The 18,586-nt window shown below is 38.3% G+C and carries 14 protein-coding genes and 1 pseudogene; 14 read left to right on the forward strand and 1 reads right to left on the reverse strand.

What is annotated here, in order from left to right; all coding sequences use genetic code 11:
* Positions 1–3: 3 nt before the first annotated feature.
* The 9 genes from AB3H90_RS07750 to AB3H90_RS07790 all read left to right on the forward strand — a co-directional run bounded on the left by AB3H90_RS07750 (position 4) and on the right by AB3H90_RS07790 (position 8,819).
* On the forward strand, positions 4–1,380 hold the full coding sequence (locus tag AB3H90_RS07750) for a hypothetical protein (protein ID WP_094940636.1): 1,377 nt from the start codon (positions 4–6) through the stop codon (positions 1,378–1,380).
* Positions 1,364–1,828: a YaiI/YqxD family protein gene (locus tag AB3H90_RS07755; RefSeq protein WP_088745039.1), complete on the forward strand. Its 465-nt coding sequence runs from the start codon at positions 1,364–1,366 to the stop codon at positions 1,826–1,828. The genes AB3H90_RS07750 and AB3H90_RS07755 overlap by 17 nt, the downstream gene beginning before the upstream one ends.
* Before the next feature lie 126 nt (positions 1,829–1,954).
* Positions 1,955–2,320, forward strand: a complete 366-nt coding sequence (locus AB3H90_RS07760) for a DUF2512 family protein (protein ID WP_081128310.1) — start codon at positions 1,955–1,957, stop codon at positions 2,318–2,320.
* Positions 2,321–2,489: 169 nt separating this feature from the next.
* Positions 2,490–3,566, forward strand: a complete 1,077-nt coding sequence (locus AB3H90_RS07765; RefSeq protein ID WP_010720335.1) for a D-alanine--D-alanine ligase — start codon at positions 2,490–2,492, stop codon at positions 3,564–3,566.
* Between the two features lie 76 nt (positions 3,567–3,642).
* Entirely contained in the window at positions 3,643–4,995 is a 1,353-nt protein-coding gene (gene murF / locus AB3H90_RS07770; protein WP_181914763.1) for a UDP-N-acetylmuramoyl-tripeptide--D-alanyl-D-alanine ligase, read from the forward strand.
* Between the two features lie 322 nt (positions 4,996–5,317).
* Positions 5,318–6,829 carry a DEAD/DEAH box helicase gene (locus tag AB3H90_RS07775; RefSeq protein WP_010720333.1) on the forward strand — a complete coding sequence of 504 codons (1,512 nt, stop codon included), beginning with the start codon at positions 5,318–5,320 and terminating at the stop codon, positions 6,827–6,829.
* A gap of 129 nt (positions 6,830–6,958) precedes the next feature.
* Positions 6,959–7,309: a holo-ACP synthase gene (acpS, locus tag AB3H90_RS07780; protein WP_010720332.1), complete on the forward strand. Its 351-nt coding sequence runs from the start codon at positions 6,959–6,961 to the stop codon at positions 7,307–7,309.
* A gap of 15 nt (positions 7,310–7,324) precedes the next feature.
* Positions 7,325–8,446, forward strand: a complete 1,122-nt coding sequence (alr, locus tag AB3H90_RS07785) for an alanine racemase (protein WP_368016504.1) — start codon at positions 7,325–7,327, stop codon at positions 8,444–8,446.
* 10 nt (positions 8,447–8,456) lie between these two features.
* On the forward strand, positions 8,457–8,819 hold the full coding sequence (locus AB3H90_RS07790; RefSeq protein ID WP_010720330.1) for a type II toxin-antitoxin system PemK/MazF family toxin: 363 nt from the start codon (positions 8,457–8,459) through the stop codon (positions 8,817–8,819).
* Positions 8,820–9,141: 322 nt separating this feature from the next.
* Here the strand turns inward: AB3H90_RS07790 and rpsN are convergent, their stop codons facing one another.
* Positions 9,142–9,411: a 30S ribosomal protein S14 gene (rpsN, locus tag AB3H90_RS07795; RefSeq protein WP_010736862.1), complete on the reverse strand. Its 270-nt coding sequence runs from the start codon at positions 9,409–9,411 to the stop codon at positions 9,142–9,144.
* Positions 9,412–9,633: 222 nt separating this feature from the next.
* On the opposite strand from rpsN, the pseudogene AB3H90_RS07800 reads away from it, so the two are divergent.
* From AB3H90_RS07800 to queA, 5 genes and pseudogenes are all read left to right on the forward strand, one after another.
* Positions 9,634–10,577, forward strand: a pseudogene (locus tag AB3H90_RS07800) (NADP-dependent oxidoreductase).
* A gap of 258 nt (positions 10,578–10,835) precedes the next feature.
* Complete coding sequence (locus AB3H90_RS07805; protein ID WP_034866037.1) at positions 10,836–13,541, forward strand: YhgE/Pip domain-containing protein; 2,706 nt, start codon at positions 10,836–10,838, stop codon at positions 13,539–13,541.
* Between the two features lie 559 nt (positions 13,542–14,100).
* Complete coding sequence (locus tag AB3H90_RS07810) at positions 14,101–15,924, forward strand: amino acid permease (protein ID WP_010720326.1); 1,824 nt, start codon at positions 14,101–14,103, stop codon at positions 15,922–15,924.
* A gap of 159 nt (positions 15,925–16,083) precedes the next feature.
* Positions 16,084–16,794, forward strand: coding sequence for a hypothetical protein (locus tag AB3H90_RS07815; RefSeq protein WP_368016505.1), 711 nt, complete (start codon positions 16,084–16,086; stop codon positions 16,792–16,794).
* 128 nt (positions 16,795–16,922) lie between these two features.
* Positions 16,923–17,954 (forward strand): tRNA preQ1(34) S-adenosylmethionine ribosyltransferase-isomerase QueA, encoded by a 1,032-nt coding sequence (queA, locus tag AB3H90_RS07820; RefSeq protein ID WP_010736867.1) that lies wholly within the window; start codon positions 16,923–16,925, stop codon positions 17,952–17,954.
* Positions 17,955–18,586: the final 632 nt, after the last annotated feature.

The following is an 18,586-nucleotide window of genomic DNA, read 5'->3' on the forward strand; positions in this document are numbered from 1 at the left end:
TTTATGTTCGAGAAAATCAAACAATTTGGTCGTAATTTTACGCAATCAACACCTTTTATTTTAGCTAATACGGTTATATTTATTCCTTATCTTTTATTTCTGAATTTGAGCGATGGGGCTAACTGGGCTTCGATTTTACCGTTTACCTTATTTTATACTTTCCGTATGACGGGATTGTTTTTGATCCGCAGTATTCGTTTAGGTCTAGATAGTTATACATTACTGATGATTGCTCTTTTGATGGGAGGGGCGGGTTCGTTATTAGGGATCTTTGGCGTGCTCTATTTCCCCTTGTTTTATTTGTCTAGTATTTTATTGGGATTTAGTGCAGCTTGGCTACTTCCAGCAAATGTGACTGTTAATTACCATGAAAAGCGACAGGGTTTTACGAATATGACAGGCAAAAAATATATCTTTGCGCTACTATTATTGGTTTTGCTTTTTCGCTCGATCGAGTTGTCAGGTACGACCCAAATCGTTGTGACGTTAGGGCTGTATACATTGTTTTATATCATGGCTTATCACACCATCAGCCATTATCCTAGGTATGAATTGGATTTTAAAGAGATGAAAACAACGATTTTTGTCACGAAAGAATTTGTGCTGTTCATTGTGTTTTTTGTCTTATTGTTTTTGCTTCGAAATGCACGCTTGCTCGTTGAGCCAGAACTGTTTGATCTTACAATTTATGTTTTTCTCTTTTTATTTGTTTTAGCCGCTTTTTATTTAGGGAGAGGCAAAAAAAATTGGCAGTTTCCAAGTTGGCTCAATCTCATGAATTTTTTGAGTGGAATGGTGGGGAACTTTCTCTTTTTGTTTAGTACATTTTATGTAGGAGTTTTGTATGGATTTGATCATTTAGCCACTTATATGTATCTACCTTATATAGCTGGAATGGTCGTCGCTAAGCTGATTGGTAATCGTATCTTACGTAGTTTCCCCTATCCTCCAGTGATCGTCCAGTTGATCGGGCTATCGCTCTCTTTATTGATTTTATTGATCCCGACTGCGTTTGTGATTGGATTGTTTTTCTTAAGTTTTTGTCATGCTGTGATCAGCGGTTGGTTAAATCGTGTGTGTTATGACACTGATACGGATATTCCCATGGATCAACGAGTCATCATTAAATTTACGACACAAAACAAAGGGAGTGTGGTCCATCAGTTTCTCTTGATGGGGCTGTTACTAGTTCTTACCCGTTGGCTAGAACTACCTGTTGCAGTGCTGTTGCAGTTGACTGACAAGTTAAGAGTTCCTACGATCAGTGTGCAATTAATGGAATACGCTAAGTGGGGGAACATCAGCTGGTTACTCCTTGGTGTGCTGGGTGTTTATCTATTATGGAAACGAGAGGTGCGGCATCATGCGAATACTGATTGATGGAGATGGTTCGCCGGTTAAGGAAGATGTAATTGAAATTGCTGGTTTGTATCAAGTGGAAGTCATGATCGTGACGAGCGTGGCTCATTACACCCATAAAGAATATCCAGCGTATGTTCATTTTGTGTACGTTGATCAAGGCGCAGATAGCGCAGATTACCGCATTGTAGGATTGATTCGCAAAGGAGATATTCTAATCACACAAGATTATGGGTTAGCTTCTTTAGTTTTACCAAAGAGGGTACGAGTGTTTCATCAAACGGGTAAAGAATTTAGTGCAACAACGATTGACTCCTTGTTAGAACAACGTTACCAAAGTGGACGGTTGCGCAAAGCAGGTCTGCGGACTAGAGGACCTAAACCTTTTACCACTCAAGATCATCAAAACTTTAGACAGGCATTAATTCAAGCACTTGAACAAGTCAAGTTATCTTCAAACAATGAGTAGCGACAATAGGTTTGTTTTCCCCTCAATTAGTACGATATCTTTGCTTGTATTGTCTTTAAAATGATAAAATAATTAAAGATATTTTATTATCTAATTTTTTTCTAATCTGAGGGGAGAGAGTGGAAAATGAAACATGTAAAAGCATTAATTGTAAAAGCAATCATGATTTGGGCGATTTTATGGATCGTATTAACAGGATTATACGGAGTTAGCTTCATGGATTCGACAATTGTTGGGGTCATTGTCGTTGTGATGATTTATGTATTAGGTGATTTACTCATTTTGCGAAAGGTGGGGAATATTGCGGCGACGATCGCAGATGCCGGTTCTTCCGCAGTCATTTTGTGGGTATATCTTTATTTTATGAATGATATGACGAACATCTGGATGAAAGTTTTGATTCCTGCTTTATTAATTGGCATAGGAGAATGGTTCTTCCATAAATGGTTGTTAAATCAAGGGATTGTCCCTGATGAACGAAAGATGGAATAGATGAAAAACAACAATCGAAAAAGAGGCGCAGGCAGCGATGCCGTGCCTTTTTTCTTGATTTAACAAATAAGTTTATCGACTTTTTGAAAAATAAGCTGTTTGATTCTTTTGATTTTGTGCTAAAATATGAAGTAAAAGTGAAAGATATTGGATACGGGAGGACAATCTTTTGAAGATTACTTTACTATATGGTGGACGCAGTGCAGAACATGATGTTTCAGTTCTTTCAGCGTTTTCAGTCTTAAATGCTATTTATTATACGTACTATCAAGTTCAACTGATATTTATCAGCAAAGAAGGTCAATGGGTGAAAGGCCCTTTGTTAACAGAGAAACCAGCGAGCAAAGAAGACTTACATTTGACATGGGACCCAAGCGGAAAAGTGACAGATGGCTTTACGGGAAGAGTGATCAATCCTGGAGAAATCAAAGAAGAAGGAACGATTGTTTTCCCTGTCTTACACGGACCTAATGGTGAAGATGGAACGATTCAAGGATTTTTGGAAACATTGAACTTGCCATATGTCGGCGCTGGCGTTTTAACAAGTGCTTGTGCAATGGATAAGATCATGACCAAATACATTTTGCAAGCGGCAGGGGTGCCACAAGTTCCTTATGTCCCTGTTTTGAAAAATCAATGGAAAGAAAATCCTAAAAAAATCTTTGATCAATGTGAAGGGTCTTTGCTTTACCCAATGTTTGTCAAACCAGCAAATATGGGTTCAAGTGTAGGGATCTCTAAAGCGGAGAACCGTGAAGAACTGCAAAATGCGCTTGCATTAGCTTATCAATATGATTCTCGTGCGATCGTTGAGCAAGGGATCGAAGCACGTGAAATTGAAGTAGCTGTTTTAGGGAATGAAGACGTGCGTACCACATTACCTGGTGAAGTAGTCAAAGATGTTGCATTCTATGATTATGATGCGAAATACATCAACAATAAGATTGAAATGCAAATCCCAGCTGAAGTACCGGAAGAGGTCTATCAAAAAGCGCAGGAATATGCAAAAATTGCGTATACAATGCTAGGTGGGAGTGGCTTGAGCCGTTGTGATTTCTTCTTGACGAATAAAAATGAACTATTCCTAAATGAGTTAAATACAATGCCTGGATTCACGCAATTTAGCATGTATCCATTATTGTGGGAAAACATGGGCTTGAAGTATGGCGATTTGATCGAAGAATTGATTCAATTAGGAATCAATCGTTTTAATCAACGACAAGGTTTTTTTGAAGCAAACGAATAGACAATTAAAAATAGAAGCTGGAGCGAATGTCATTCACATTTGTTCCGGCTTCTAAATGCGAAAAGGCGGGTTTTTTATGAAACTAACAGTACAAGAAATCGCTCAAGCTGTAGGAAGCGTAATGAATGATTTAACGGAAATCACAGGTGTGGAGTTCGATAGTCGCAAGATTGAAAAAGGTGGGTTGTTCGTGCCGCTAAAAGGAGCAAGAGATGGACACGAATTTATCCAACAAGCCATGGATAATGGAGCGGTTGCTACTTTTTGGAGTTTGGAACCGACCAAAGCACCTAGTGGGATTCGAGTGATTCTTGTGGATGATCCACTAAAAGCAATGCAAGATCTGGCGAAGTACTACCTAGCGAAAGTTGGGGCTGAAGTGGTGGCAATTACGGGAAGTAATGGGAAAACAACGACAAAAGATTTGACTGCTTCAGTTTTAGCTCAAAAGTACAAAACCTATAAAACACAAGGAAATTACAACAATAATATTGGCTTGCCTTATACGATTTTGCACATGCCGATGGATACCGAAAAAATCGTTTTAGAAATGGGGATGGATCATGCCAGAGAGATCACTGAGCTTTCTTTGATTGCCCGACCTAAAGTAGCGGCTATTACGATGATTGGTGAAGCACATATTGAAAACCTTGGCTCACGAGCAGGAATCGCGCAAGCAAAAATGGAGATTGTTGATGGTTTGAGAGAAGATGGGCTGTTGATTATCCCAGAAGAAGAACCATTATTGAAACCTTTGACTGAAAGTTTGACTCAAAAAATTGAAACGTTTGGATTAAATACAGGGGAGCTACAGGCGGAGGTAACGAGTGAAGAGAAAACAGCCACACATTTTATCGTCAATGATGAATCGTTCATGATTCCTCTTCCTGGAAGTTATAATGTCACCAATGCGTTGATTGCTTATGCTGTTGGGCAATTTTTTGGTCTGCCAACGGAAGCCATCCGTCTAGGTTTAGCAAGTGTCACAGTGACGCAAAATCGTACGGAGTGGCTGAGTGCTGGAAATGGTGCGGGGATTCTAAGTGATGTCTATAATGCGAATCCTACAGCAATGGGATTGGTCTTAGATACTTTTGCCAACTTACCAACAAAAGGGAGAAGACTTGCTGTACTTGCGGACATGCTGGAATTAGGACCAGATGCTTTGAAGATGCACGCAAGTATGGCTGAACATCTTGATCCAGCTGATTTTGCGGGAGTCTATTTATATGGGCCCCAAATGAAAGCATTATATGAAAAGTTGAACGAAAAGTATCCAGATTTATACGTACAATATTTTGAAACAGATAAAGAACAACTCATTGCAACGGTGAAAGAAGAAATACGTCCGGAAGATAGCATCGTTTTAAAAGGAAGCAATGGAATGGGATTGATTGATGTCGTTAAACAATTGCAAGGAATGAAATAATAAACTGCAAACTTGCAGAAAATAAGAAATTATGCTAGAATAACCTATTGCCGAAAGATGAAGAGAAATTGGACTGGTTCTTTCGTTTATGTAAATTGCTAGAGCCAGATGTCATAACAATGATAAAGCTGAACGCGACCCGTTTGGCTTTTCTAATGCCTAAACTTCGCAAAGTGATTTTTCGGTGGTGCCACAGGGGCTAAGAATGAGTAAAAACGTACGTGGCCACTGTCAAAAAGAACCAAACACTTTGACCGAACAATCGACGGGGTAGCAAAAATTAAGCTACATCCTCAGTTAACAACCATATAGGAGGATTCATTTGAAATTTAAAGAATTAGAATTATCACCAGAATTATTGAAATCAGTAGAGCGTGCTGGTTTTGAAGAAGCAACACCGATCCAGTCAGAAACAATCCCTTTAGCATTGTCTGGAAAAGATGTGATTGGACAAGCACAAACAGGGACTGGTAAGACGGCTGCTTTTGGTTTGCCGATGTTAGAAAAAATCGACACTAATCGCCACGAATTGCAAGGGTTAGTCATTGCACCGACACGTGAATTAGCGATCCAAACACAAGAAGAGCTTTATCGTCTTGGTCGTGATAAAAGAGTACGTGTACAAGCTGTTTACGGAGGCGCTGATATCGGTCGCCAAATCCGTGGATTGAAAGATCGTCCACATATTGTCGTAGGAACACCTGGACGTATGCTGGATCACATCAACCGCCACACATTGAAATTAGGAACAGTGGAAACATTAGTTCTAGATGAAGCAGATGAAATGTTGAACATGGGCTTTTTGGAAGATATTGAAAGTATTATTTCAAAAGTACCTGAAGAACGCCAAACATTATTATTCTCAGCAACAATGCCACCTGCAATCAAAAATATCGGCGTGAAATTCATGAAATCACCAACACACGTGAAGATCAAAGCGAAAGAAATGACAGCTGACTTAATCGATCAATATTATGTTCGAGCAAAAGAATATGAAAAATTCGATATCATGACACGTTTGTTCGATGTCCAAACACCAGAACTTACGATTGTTTTTGGTCGTACAAAACGACGTGTTGATGAATTGGCACGTGGATTAGAAGCTCGCGGTTATCGTGCAGAAGGAATCCATGGGGACCTTTCACAACAAAAACGAATGAGTGTTTTACGTTCATTTAAAAATGGTCATTTAGATATTTTAGTTGCTACGGATGTAGCTGCACGTGGTTTGGATATTTCAGGCGTGACTCACGTCTACAACTATGACATTCCACAAGATCCAGAAAGTTATGTTCACCGTATCGGACGTACAGGTCGTGCGGGTAAAGGCGGGATGTCAGTGACATTCGTTACGCCAAACGAAATGAGCTACCTACATGTTATTGAGAACTTAACGAAAAAACGGATGGCTACTCTACGTCCGCCAACTGAAAAAGAAGCATTCAAGGGACAACTAGGTGCTGCAGTGGAACAAATTGAAGCTAAGCTTGAAGAAAACGGCTTAGACAAGTATTTGCAAACAGCAGATAAATTGCTTGAAGAGTATTCTGCACAAGATTTAGTAGCTTTGTTACTAAAAACGACTGCGAAGGATCCTTCTGATGCAATACCAGTTAAAATCACTCCAGAACGTCCATTGCCAATGCAGAAAAAAGGCTATAATAAAAATGGCAAACGTGGCGGCGGAAATAACCGTAATCGACGCGATAATAACAACTACCGTGGCAACAAATCAAAAGGTGGCTACAGTAAAAATAATAACCATCAAAAAGATGGCGGTAAGCGTCAAAACGATAAAAAACGTGGATTTGTGATCCGTACAAATAACGATTAATAATAAATGATAAGCTTCTCTTTTTTAAGAGGAGCTTTCTTTTTAGTTATTTATGGACATATTGGTGGTAAAATACCGAGAATTTGGTAGAATGAGAGTGTTCTAAAATTTTTGAAAAGAGTAGAGTCTATGATTAAAGGAATTGGGATTGATGCAGTTGAGTTACCAAGGATTGCAAAGATCATCAAAGAAAAACAAAATTTTATCGACCGAGTGTTGACGCCAAATGAAATCGAGCAATTTCAAATCCTGCCTTTTCACCGACAAGTAGAATTTCTCGGAGGGCGTTACGCTTGCAAAGAAGCTTTTTCAAAAGCGTGGGGAACTGGTATTGGTAAGGTGACGTTTCAAGAAATTGAAATTTTAAAAAATGATGCAGGACAACCTGTAGTCACAAAATCACCTCATTCAGGTACTTGTTTTGTTAGTATCACGCATACGGATGAATTAGCGTTTGCACAAATTATTTTAGAAGATTAGAAAGAAGGAAAAATCATGGTTGTCGCTTGGCACCGACCTACAAGAGTCATTATACATACAAAAGCTATTACTGAAAATGTCAAAAAAGAATTAGCTAGATTACCAAAAGGAAAAGAGCTATTTGCTGTAGTCAAAGCAAATGGTTACGGGCACGGAGCAGTCCAGACAGCAGAAGCTGCACTGGCTGGAGGTGCTACTGGATTTTGTGTGTCTAATCTAGACGAAGGGATTGAATTGCGGGAAGCGGGATTCACACAACCTATTTTAGTGTTGAATATGATTCCCATTGACGCATTGACTTTAGCGGTTGTCCATGATTTATCGATCACTGTAGGAAACAAAGAATGGTTAGAACAGGCTGTTGAATATCTGCAAGAAAGAAAGCTGAAACATGCGTTAGCACTTCATTTGAAAGTTGATACCGGCATGGGACGGATTGGTTTTTTGACACCTGAAGAAGTCGTAGAGGCAGTTTTATTTATTCAAGAAAGTGCTGTATTGGAATGGGAAGGGATTTTCACCCATTTCTCAACGGCTGATCAAGCGGATGAAACGTATTGGCAACAGCAACATCAACGTTTTATAGAGACAATCGATGCATTGCCTGCTTTACCTAAGTATGTTCATGTAAGTAATAGTGCTACTGCTTTATGGCATGATGAAAAAATTGGTAACATGATTCGTTTTGGTGTAGCAATGTATGGGTTAAATCCTTCAGGGCATGCACTGCCAGAACCGTATCCATTGGAACCCGCACTAGAGTTAGTTTCCGAGTTGATCCAAGTGAAACGTTTGGCTAAAGGTGAAGGCATCGGCTACGGGGAAACCTATATTACCGATCAACCAGAGTGGATCGGGACGATCCCGATTGGCTATGCGGATGGCTGGTTACGAAACATGCAAGGCTTTTCCGTCCTAGTGGATGGAAATTTATGTGAAATTGTCGGACGTGTGTGTATGGATCAAATTATGATCCGTTTACCTCAGGAAGTTCCACTGGGAACAAAGGTTACTTTGATTGGTAAAAATCAGGAAAAAGAGATATCGATGCAAGCAGTAGCGGATCAATTAGGTACGATCCACTATGAGGTAGCCTGTGTACTAGGAACGCGCATTCCTAGAGAATATGAAGAGTAAGGAGAATCCTATGGTAAAAAGAGGAGACATTTATTTTGCTGACCTTTCTCCAGTCGTGGGTTCAGAACAAGGCGGGACACGACCTGTCTTAGTTATTCAAAATAATTTAGGGAATCATTTTAGTCCAACGATTATTGTGGCGGCCATTACTGCCAAAATGGCCAAACCTAAATTGCCTACGCATATTGGAATAAAAGCAACTGGTACTGGAATCGAACGTGACTCTGTCATTTTACTTGAACAGATCAGAACAATTGATAAATCAAGATTAAAAGAAAAAGTTTGTCATTTAGATCGAGGAATTATGTCAGAAGTCGATCATGCACTTAAAATCAGTGTAGGTATCGAAGCATTGACCCCTGTCGCTAAATAAGCACATTATGCCTTTACATATAAAAGGAACAAGCTAATTATCTTGAATGTCAATCAACAAAGGTTATAAGAGAAATCGTTGGATCTGAGCGTTAATGATGTCAATCGCTATACGGTCGTTTCTGACTCTTAATAAAAAATGCTGGATAATGATAAGAAAAAAGTTGAGTCAGCATTGTTCAACTTATAAAAAAGCCGTAAGGACCAAAAATAGTTTTCCTATCTTTAGTCCTTACGGCTTTTTTATATGTGTTTGATTAGTTTATCTTATTCAGAGAGTGACTGCTATTTTGCCAGAATATCTTTCGTCTGTCTAATACTAATTACCAACTAGCTTTTTTGACACCAGGGATCAGTCCTTGATGAGCTAGTTCGCGAAATTTCACACGAGACATGCCGAATTTTCGCATATATCCGCGAGGACGTCCATCGATCAAATCACGGTTTTTCAAACGCTCAGGGCGTGCATCTAAAGGTAATTGACGTAAGGCTTCATAATCTTTATTCGCTTTTAACTCTTGTCGTAAATCAGCATAGCGGGCAATCATTTCTTGTTGTTTTCTAGCTTTTGCAATTTTTGATTTTTTTGCCATATTTTCCTCCAATAATCTCTTTAATTTTTCAAATCGTAAAAATTACGGTTTAGTGTAGATACCTTAACATAGTGTGAGAAATAAAACAATTATTTTGTTTCTAAAAATGTTTAGTCCTTCTCTTATTCTCTATGAAAGAGAAAGACCACCGATGCGATTAAAACAGTTTTTTTGTCAAATAGTGGTGTTACACGTAAACTAGAAGAAAAGGAGGGGGTAGAGATGCGTAGGTTTGCTATTAGTGGTTATGGGCCAGCTGAAAAGGTGTTTCAAGAAATAGTAGACACACCAAGGGAGGTCACGCCAAATCATCTTCGTGTGGAATTGAAAGCGTTTAGTATCAATCCTTATGATGTCGCTTTGCGTTCAGGAAAGATGAAGGAAGTCCGAACCTTAACATTCCCTTACGTATTAGGGAATGATGGTGCTGGAATCGTGACGGAAGTAGCAAGTGACGTCGATTCATTTGCTGTGGGGGACCGTGTAGTCGTTCATCCTGTGTCAGGTGCTTACGGCGAAGAAATCGTCTTACCAGCAAGTAAAGTGGCTAAAATACCAGATGAAATGAGTTGGATAGAAGCGGCTGCAATGGTAACGACGGGGATCACTGCTTACAATGTGATTAATCATCTGCTAACGATCCAACCAACTGACACGGTAATGGTGACCGGAGCTTCAGGAGGCGTAGGAACTAGTTTGATCCAATTACTTCATCAAAAAGGGATTCGGACGTTAGCTAGTGCATCAAAGACAAATGAAGAATTAGTCCGAAGTTTAGGCGTTACTCATTTTTCTTCTTATGATCAAGAAAATCCTGGAGAAGTATTCAGTAATCAAGCAGATATTGTGATCGATGCGACGAAAGGAAGCATCGCGGGAGACATGGCTATCAAAATTATGAAAGAAGAAGGTCATTATGTTGCGTTGAACGAATTGCCTTCCCTTGCATCTCGTCAGAAAAAAATGGGTTTTATGAGACTTTTGTTCCTAGAAAAGAATACTCAGATCAAGAAGCTTTGACTCATTTAATTGCCGCGTATAAAACAGGAAATTACCAAATTTTTGTAGCAGAAGAATTAGCTGCAACTCTTGATCATTTAATCTGGGCGCACCATCAACTTGAAGGACACCCCTCTGCAGGTAAAATCGTATTAACTTATGATTAGAGCTGGGTTGGTAAAAGGAACAAACTTTTTCTGGATGCGTTTTCTTCTTCTGGTTTTTAGCATGAAAATTTCTTTCTGCTTTATTTAATGGTAAAGTGGTACATGTAAAATTTAACTATTTCTTCAATTCTATGGTCAGACAATCGGACAGTTTGACTATTATGTCTAAATTATCGAGCTTTTTGAAAAAAGGGAATTGAAAATTACATGATTTACATGGTAAAGTAATGCAGCTGAAAAAAGAAGAAGGGGATATTTATGCGGTCAATCAAAAACACATTAAAATTATATCTACTTGACTGGAAAAGAATTTTTAAAAATCCAATTGCTACACTTTTGATCATTGCAATTATGATTATCCCTTCATTGTATGCGTGGTTCAACATCAAAGCGTTATGGGATCCTTACGGAAATACCGGTGAATTGCCTATTGCGGTTTACAGTGCAGATCAACCGGCAGAATTTCGAGGGAAAGAAGTCGCAATTGGGAAAGAAGTGATCAAATCACTTCATGACAATAAACAACTCGGATGGCAATTCGTTGACTCAAAAGCAGAACTGGAACAAGGGGTTCGTTCTGGGAAATATTATGCAGGAATCTACTTACCGAAGGATTTCTCAGAAGACTTGTTAAGTTTTACGAGTGGAGAGATCAGAAAGCCAAAAATCGAATACACGGTGAATGAGAAAATCAATGCGATCGCTCCTAAGATCACCGATAAAGGAGCTTCTGCGATCCAAACACAGATTACGGATGAATTTATTAAGACAGCTAGTTCAACGTTATTGAAGGTCTTTAACGAGATCGGTTATGACATTGATTCGAATCTAGTAAGTATCAATAAGGTCAAATCAATGATACTTTCAACGGATGAGAACCTTGATACGATCGATGGCTATACGCAACAAGTACTTGATTTACAAAAACAACTACCTTCTATTAAAGAAAAGTTAAACAAAGCCAATGAATTTGTGGACTATCTCCCACAAGTCGATGAAATGGGACAAAAAGTGGTTGCACTGAATGATAAAATGCCACAGCTCCAAGAGCAAGCGAAAATCATTTTAGATTTACAACAAAAAATACCGGAAATCCAAAATGCAGGTCGACAAATTGCTGAGATCGATCAGGATTTTTCATCAATCCAAGAAACGATGGATCAAGGAATCACTGAAGCGAAACAAGGGTTGTCGATCATTCAACAAGTCCAAGAAATCTTACCTGACGTGAAGAAATTAGAAACACAAGCAAAAGATCTAGCTACTCAAACAAAATCAGGTGCAGAGCAATTAAAAGACGCATTACCAGGTATCACAACAAGTGTGAATACAACGATACAATCGATTAGTCAGGTAGCAACGTCTATTGATTCATTCACAGCGAGTGTCGATCAGGCAATTGCAGATAATCAATTGACGGAAGAAGAGAAGGGAAACTTACTCAAATTATTGGATAATCTCTACAATAGTTTACCAGCACAGCAACAAGCGATTGATCAGTTGATTACCTTTTTGACACAGTTACAGAATCAAACGGGTAATACCAAACTTCAAAAAATAATTGATACATTAAATAGTATCAAACCAGTTTTAAGCGGCTTACAAAATCGCCTACCAGCGTTGAAACAAGCCATTCAAGAAGGAAATATCGATAACGTAAGAAATATCTTAGGGCAAATTCAAACTGCTGCTAAAAATGTCAATAACTTGATTTCTGGAATCGATGTGAACCAAGTCAGTTCAACCGTTGATTCACTATTAAATCAAGTCATCAGTACGATTGAAACAGCTCAAGGTGCGTTAAGCAAGGCTGACCAAATCGATTTTGATTCGCTGTTAAATTCAACAAAAGCAACAGTGACTAATGCAGTGGCGATATTAGAGAAGTACCAAAAAGAAATGCCAGCGATCGGACAAGAGATCCATGATGCAAACACCATGTTGAATGGTAATATGGAAACGATCGTCAATGGGATCAATAAAGGAGCCGATCTGTATAATAATGATTTGCCAGTGTTAGCCAACAAATTGAGTACAGCTGCTAACTTTATCCAAAATGACTGGCCAACGATCAAAAATGAAATCACAAGTACGATGACAACAGCGAATGAAAAAATGCCACAAGTTGAAACGGCAGTAAATGCAGCAGCTGATTTGATCAATAACGATTGGCCAAACATCAAGACAGGTATCCAAAAAGCAGCAGATGCTATTCGTAAAGGAGAAAAAGAAGTTGATCTAGGAGAAGTGATCAAATTATTGAAACTAGATGCCACGAAAGAGAGTGACTTCTTTACGCAACCAGTAGAATTAAAAACCAATACGATGTATCCAATTGCAAACAACGGATCGGCAAGTACGCCGTTTTATACAGCACTTTGCTTGTGGGTGGGAGCTGTCTTACTCTCAAGTGTAGCGACAACCGATTATTATCTCGGTAAAAAAGAAAGAAACAATTTTACAAAACGAGAACAATTTGTTGCTCGAATGCTCACGTTCTTAACGATGGCTATCGCACAAAGTTTGATCGTTACTTTAGGAAATATCTTTTTATTAGGTGTAGATGTCCATAATCCAGTTTACAGCGTGTCCTTTGCTGTTTTGATCTCGCTAGCCTTTATGATGATCGTGTATGTTTTAGCGGCGCTATTTGATAATGTTGGGAAGGGACTTGCGATCATTATCCTCGTGCTATCGATTTCTGGTGGAGGTGGGAACTATCCTATCCAAGTATCAGGGAAGTTCTTCCAAATGATCAATCCATTCTTGCCATTCACTCATGCGGTTAATCTATTACGAGAATCAGCAGGAGGAATCTATTGGCCAAATGCTGCAAATGCGATTTGGATCATGATTGGTCTATTCGTTAGCTTTGGTGTTATTGGAACGGCTGTTGCGCCTTATGTCCAAGAAAAAATGGTCAAATTCAAAGAAGCAGCACATCAGAGTCATATTTTCCACTAGTAGTTAAAGCAATAACCAGTTTGAAAAAAGAAGACCTTGTTAGACAGAAATAGTCATGTATTTTCGTCTGACAAGGCCTTTATTTTATTAACAGAGCTTAGGTGATCAGAGGAGCAATTTTTTTCTTTTGTAGAAACAACGAGTTTAATTGAAAAAATTGAAAATAGAAAAGTAAAGTTTGTTATGGCTGATTCCACAATGATTGATGATAGCTAGAAAAAATCACAGTCCGTTTACTTATTTTTTGGAAAGTTCTGGTTGTTCAAGTTCTACGAAAAGTAAAAGTTTTTATTGAATAGGAAAGAAAAATCTCGATGAGTGAGATGTTACATTTTTTGACAGAAAAGGAAAAAAGTCGTTGAAATGTAAGGCATTTGCTAATTTAACGTACGATTGAAAAAAATACTGTTTTTTTTCTAATTTTTTTCAATTAATTTTATGAAAGTTTATTGACTTTTATATTATGGGAGCGTACTATAACATCTTGTTTAAGATAAATTTTTTTTAATTTTGACAATAATAATTTTGAAGTAAATATGTGTGTAAAGGAGTAAAAAAATTGGACTACTTAAAAAGGTTGTTAGTAGGTAAGCCGTTGAAATCTGCTGAAAACGACGAGCATAAATTAACTCGTTTTGCCGCGTTAGCATTGCTGTCATCGGATGCCCTATCATCCATTGCTTACGGTACAGAGCAGATTGTGGTTGTTTTAGTTGCCTTGTCAACTGCAGCCATTTGGTATTCACTGCCAATTGCAGCGTTTGTTATTATTCTATTGATTTCATTAACTCTCTCTTACCGTCAAATCATTCACGCGTATCCTCAAGGCGGAGGAGCTTACGTCGTCAGCAGTGAAAACCTTGGGAAAAATGCCGGGTTGATCGCTGGAGGTTCCTTGTTGATCGACTATATGTTGACGGTAGCTGTTTCCGTGTCAGCTGGTGCCGAAGCGATTACCTCGGCAATTCCCGCATTGTATGGTCACCAAGTAGCAATCTCAGTTGCAATCGTATTGCTCTTGATGATGCTGAATTTACGCGGGTTAAGGGAATCGGCTTCTTTCTTGCTATTCCCTGTTTACACGTTCATCATTGTGATTACGTTGCTAATTGCGGTCGGACTGTTTAATATCATTACTGGTGCCGTACCATTACATGCAACAGCCTTACCTGGAGCTGCAATCCCAGGGGTGTCGATCGCATTGATTTTGCGAGCATTCTCTTCTGGTTCTTCTTCTTTAACAGGGGTTGAAGCAATTAGTAATGCCGTACCATTTTTCAAGAAACCTCGAGCAAAAAATGCAGCAGCAACTTTAACAATGATGGCTTTGATCTTAGGCTTCTTCTTTGTCGGTATCACGTTCATCAACTATTGGTATGGGATCGTACCTGAAAAAGAAGTTACTGTATTGTCTCAAATTGGGAAAGCTGTCTTTGGCCATGGCGTATTGTATTATGTATTACAATTTGCTACCGCTTTGATCTTGGCGGTTGCTGCCAATACTGGATTCTCTGCATTCCCAGTATTAGCATACAATTTGGCAAAAGATAAGTTCATGCCACATATGTATCAAGATCGTGGCGATCGTTTAGGGTACTCAAATGGGATCATGACATTAGCTTTTGGTTCGATTATTCTCTTATTTATTTTCCATGGTTCAACGGAACGTTTGATTCCGTTATACTCGATCGGTGTATTTATTCCTTTTGCGCTATCGCAAACAGGAATGGTCGTTAAATGGAAAAAAGAAGGAAAGAACTGGTTAGGAAAATCTATTGCAAATATCACAGGTGCGTTTATCTCTTATGCGATCATTGCGATTTTGTTCGTTTACCGCTTAGGTGATATTTGGCCATTCTTTATCATCATGCCAATTGTGATGTATATTTTCTATCGCATTCATGATCACTACAAAAAGGTAGCAGAACAGCTACGACTGGAAACGGACGCTAAGTTACATGACTACGATGGAAATACCGTGCTGGTTTTAGTAGGAAATGTCACACGTGTTAATATCGGTGCGATCAATTATGCTCGTTCGATCGGGGATTATGTGGTGGCCATGCACGTGTCATTGGATGAAGATATAGCAAAAGAAAAAGAAATTGAAGCAGACTTTAAGAAACATTTTCCTGATGTCCGTTTTTCAGTTGTTCATTCTTCTTATCGTTCCATTGAAAATCCAATTATCCGCTACGTTGATCTGGTAAGTAAAAATGCCGCAAAACAAAACTATACGACGACAGTATTGATTCCACAGTTTGTACCAAACCGTCGTTGGCAAAATATCTTACACAATCAAACAAGTTTACGATTAAGACTTCGTTTATCTTGGCGAGAAAATATCGTGATAAGTACGTATAGTTATCATTTGAAGAAATAAATGTTAAAGACAAAAAAATGCTTGAGTGAGAAACTCAGGCATTTTTTTATTTATTTATTTTATAATTACAAAAAAAATAAATAAAAAAGTGTCACTTAATTGATGTATTTTTTTAGTAGAACATGTTTATCCAATTTATTTGAAGGAGCTGAAAAGACAATGGCACAATATTATAGAAATACTGAAAATGGGAAAGTCTTGACGGAAGATCAATATAAAGAAATCAAGGATCAAATGGGCAACTTTCAAAAAGTATCTGACGATCAACTCAATAAGTCAGAAATGTTGATGGCTAAAATTGCTTCAGGTGATTTAAATGATTATTCTTCTTTTTATGAAATGGAAGATCTAGCTCTAGATCCAAACATCGAAGTAGAGCCGGAAAATACGCTAATAGTGATCAACATGGTGGAAGATGTTCACTGCTTAGAAGTGTTCAATAAACTTAAAAGAAATGATCTAAAACCAGATGTTGAGGTTCAACAAGTGATGTTAGCTCAACGCGCGTTTGACGAAAGAGGATTTACAGTGATGGATTTTGAGAATCTTTCAGGCGAAAAGAATGAGTGGCGTGATAGTATTTTAGGTATTATCATTGGCTTTCTCGGTGGTCCATTAGGGGCGATCTTTGGCTGGGCAATTGGCGATGTCATTGGTTTTGGGCAAGCGCATCATGCAGAGAAAAAATCTAAAAATGTTTTTCATTATATTGCTAACTGTATCCCAGAAGGACAAGAAGGGGTCTTAGCGATTGTCAAAGAAATGGATGCAAAGAAATTGAATGACTTAATCACTGTGGAGTTTGGAGGCACAATTGAACGTTTTGAACTCAATCATATCAATGATGCAATCAAATCTATAAAAAAATAAAACGATTATTTGCAAGAAATCGGTTTGTTCGTTCGTTTCTCTTTCTTCTTTTTTCGAGTGCGGTTTTTGCCAAGGTAACAGTAAAAATGTTAGAATGACAAGGCAGAAGATAGAAAGTGAGTGACGATATGTTAACAACAGAAGATTTTGACTTTGATTTACCAGAAGAGTTGATCGCTCAAACACCACTAAAAGACCGTGACCATTCTCGGTTACTAGTTTTAGATCGTACAACTGGGGAAATGTCGGATAAACATTTCCATGACATCTTAGAAGAATTGCATCCAGGAGATGCGTTAGTGATGAATAATACACGTGTGTTGCCAGCTCGTTTATATGGTGAAAAAACTGAAACAGGTGCACACCTCGAAGTATTACTTTTGACAAATACAGAAGGAGATACTTGGGAAACGTTGATCAAACCGGCAAAACGAGCGAAAGTAGGTACACGAATTACATTTGGTGATGGTCGCTTACAAGCAGTTGTCAAAGAAGAATTAGAACATGGCGGAAGAATCATTGAATTTGAATACGAAGGTATTTTTCTTGAAACGTTGGAATCATTGGGCGAAATGCCTTTACCTCCTTATATCAAAGAACGTTTAGAGGATCCAGATCGTTACCAAACTGTTTATGCAAAAGAAAACGGGTCAGCAGCAGCTCCTACAGCTGGATTACATTTTACCAAAGAATTGTTAGCAGAAATCGAAGCAAAAGGGGTAGAACTCGTTTATTTGACACTTCACGTAGGGTTAGGAACATTCCGGCCGGTCAGTGTGGACAAGATTGAAGAACACCATATGCACAGTGAATTTTATCGTCTAACAGAAGAAGCAGCAAGTCGCTTAAATCAAGTCCGTCAAAATGGGGGCAAGATCATCGCCGTAGGAACGACTTCGATCCGTACACTTGAAACGATTGGAACTAAATTTGATGGTGAAATCAAAGCAGATAGTGGTTGGACAGATATTTTCATCACACCAGGTTATCAATTTAAAGTAGTAGAGGCCTTTTCAACAAACTTCCATTTACCAAAATCAACGTTAGTCATGTTAGTGAGTGCCTTTGCTGGACGAGAATTAACATTAGCAGCTTACCAACATGCTATTGATGAACGTTATCGCTTCTTTAGTTTCGGCGATGCAATGTTTGTCAAATAAAGATAAAAAAGCTGTTTCAATACGATTAAACAAAATGGCAGTAATTGCCCATTATAAATTATCAGTCAAAGAATCCTCAACTAGAAAAATGGGTTCTTTGACTGATTTTTTTCTATTCTTTGTTTTAGTTGGAATTAAAAAGTGTAGGAGACATGGATTCGTTTCTTGCAGAAGATAAATAAACTCAGGCGACAAAAAAAGCTGGGCTCTCGATAAGCCCAGCTCTTCGTATGCGGAAGGAATCAAATAAACAAAATAAGTGTAACTTTCCATGACCCATGCAAAGTACCGTGTTGAATTTCTTCTTGATAAACAAAAAATCTTGTTTTTGTTACATCTTCAACAGTTGAAACATCTCTTGATTCTATTCAGTTTTCAGATATTCATGTTCTTCTTTTTTACGTATCATGTTACTTCTGGTTTAGATACTGCATGATCTAACGCCTCATACGCATTCACTATTTGTAAAAGATTATACTTCACATGACCTCATTGGTGAAACCTGTACCTTTTAACAACTTTGTTTGCTTATACTAATCTATCGAGAAATTCTTTTGTTTATTTGATGGTATCCTCCTTCCTTACACTTATAATATAGCACACTTTGTTAGCGGTTGCAAAAAAGAAGCTCA

Source organism: Enterococcus sp. C63 (genome assembly GCF_040887215.1).
GTDB lineage: Bacteria > Bacillota > Bacilli > Lactobacillales > Enterococcaceae > Enterococcus_B > Enterococcus_B hirae.

Bases quoted from the DNA above. Each gene is read 5' to 3' on its own strand.
- AB3H90_RS07750 (WP_094940636.1), top strand. From the start codon at position 4: ATGTTCGAGAAAATCAAACAATTTGGTCGTAATTTTACGCAATCAACA.
- AB3H90_RS07755 (WP_088745039.1), top strand. From the start codon at position 1,364: ATGCGAATACTGATTGATGGAGATGGTTCGCCGGTTAAGGAAGATGTA.
- AB3H90_RS07760 (WP_081128310.1), top strand. From the start codon at position 1,955: ATGAAACATGTAAAAGCATTAATTGTAAAAGCAATCATGATTTGGGCG.
- murF (WP_181914763.1), top strand. From the start codon at position 3,643: ATGAAACTAACAGTACAAGAAATCGCTCAAGCTGTAGGAAGCGTAATG.
- acpS (WP_010720332.1), top strand. From the start codon at position 6,959: ATGATTAAAGGAATTGGGATTGATGCAGTTGAGTTACCAAGGATTGCA.
- alr (WP_368016504.1), top strand. From the start codon at position 7,325: ATGGTTGTCGCTTGGCACCGACCTACAAGAGTCATTATACATACAAAA.
- AB3H90_RS07790 (WP_010720330.1), top strand. From the start codon at position 8,457: ATGGTAAAAAGAGGAGACATTTATTTTGCTGACCTTTCTCCAGTCGTG.
- rpsN (WP_010736862.1), bottom strand. From the start codon at position 9,411: ATGGCAAAAAAATCAAAAATTGCAAAAGCTAGAAAACAACAAGAAATG.
- AB3H90_RS07805 (WP_034866037.1), top strand. From the start codon at position 10,836: ATGCGGTCAATCAAAAACACATTAAAATTATATCTACTTGACTGGAAA.
- AB3H90_RS07815 (WP_368016505.1), top strand. From the start codon at position 16,084: ATGGCACAATATTATAGAAATACTGAAAATGGGAAAGTCTTGACGGAA.
- queA (WP_010736867.1), top strand. From the start codon at position 16,923: ATGTTAACAACAGAAGATTTTGACTTTGATTTACCAGAAGAGTTGATC.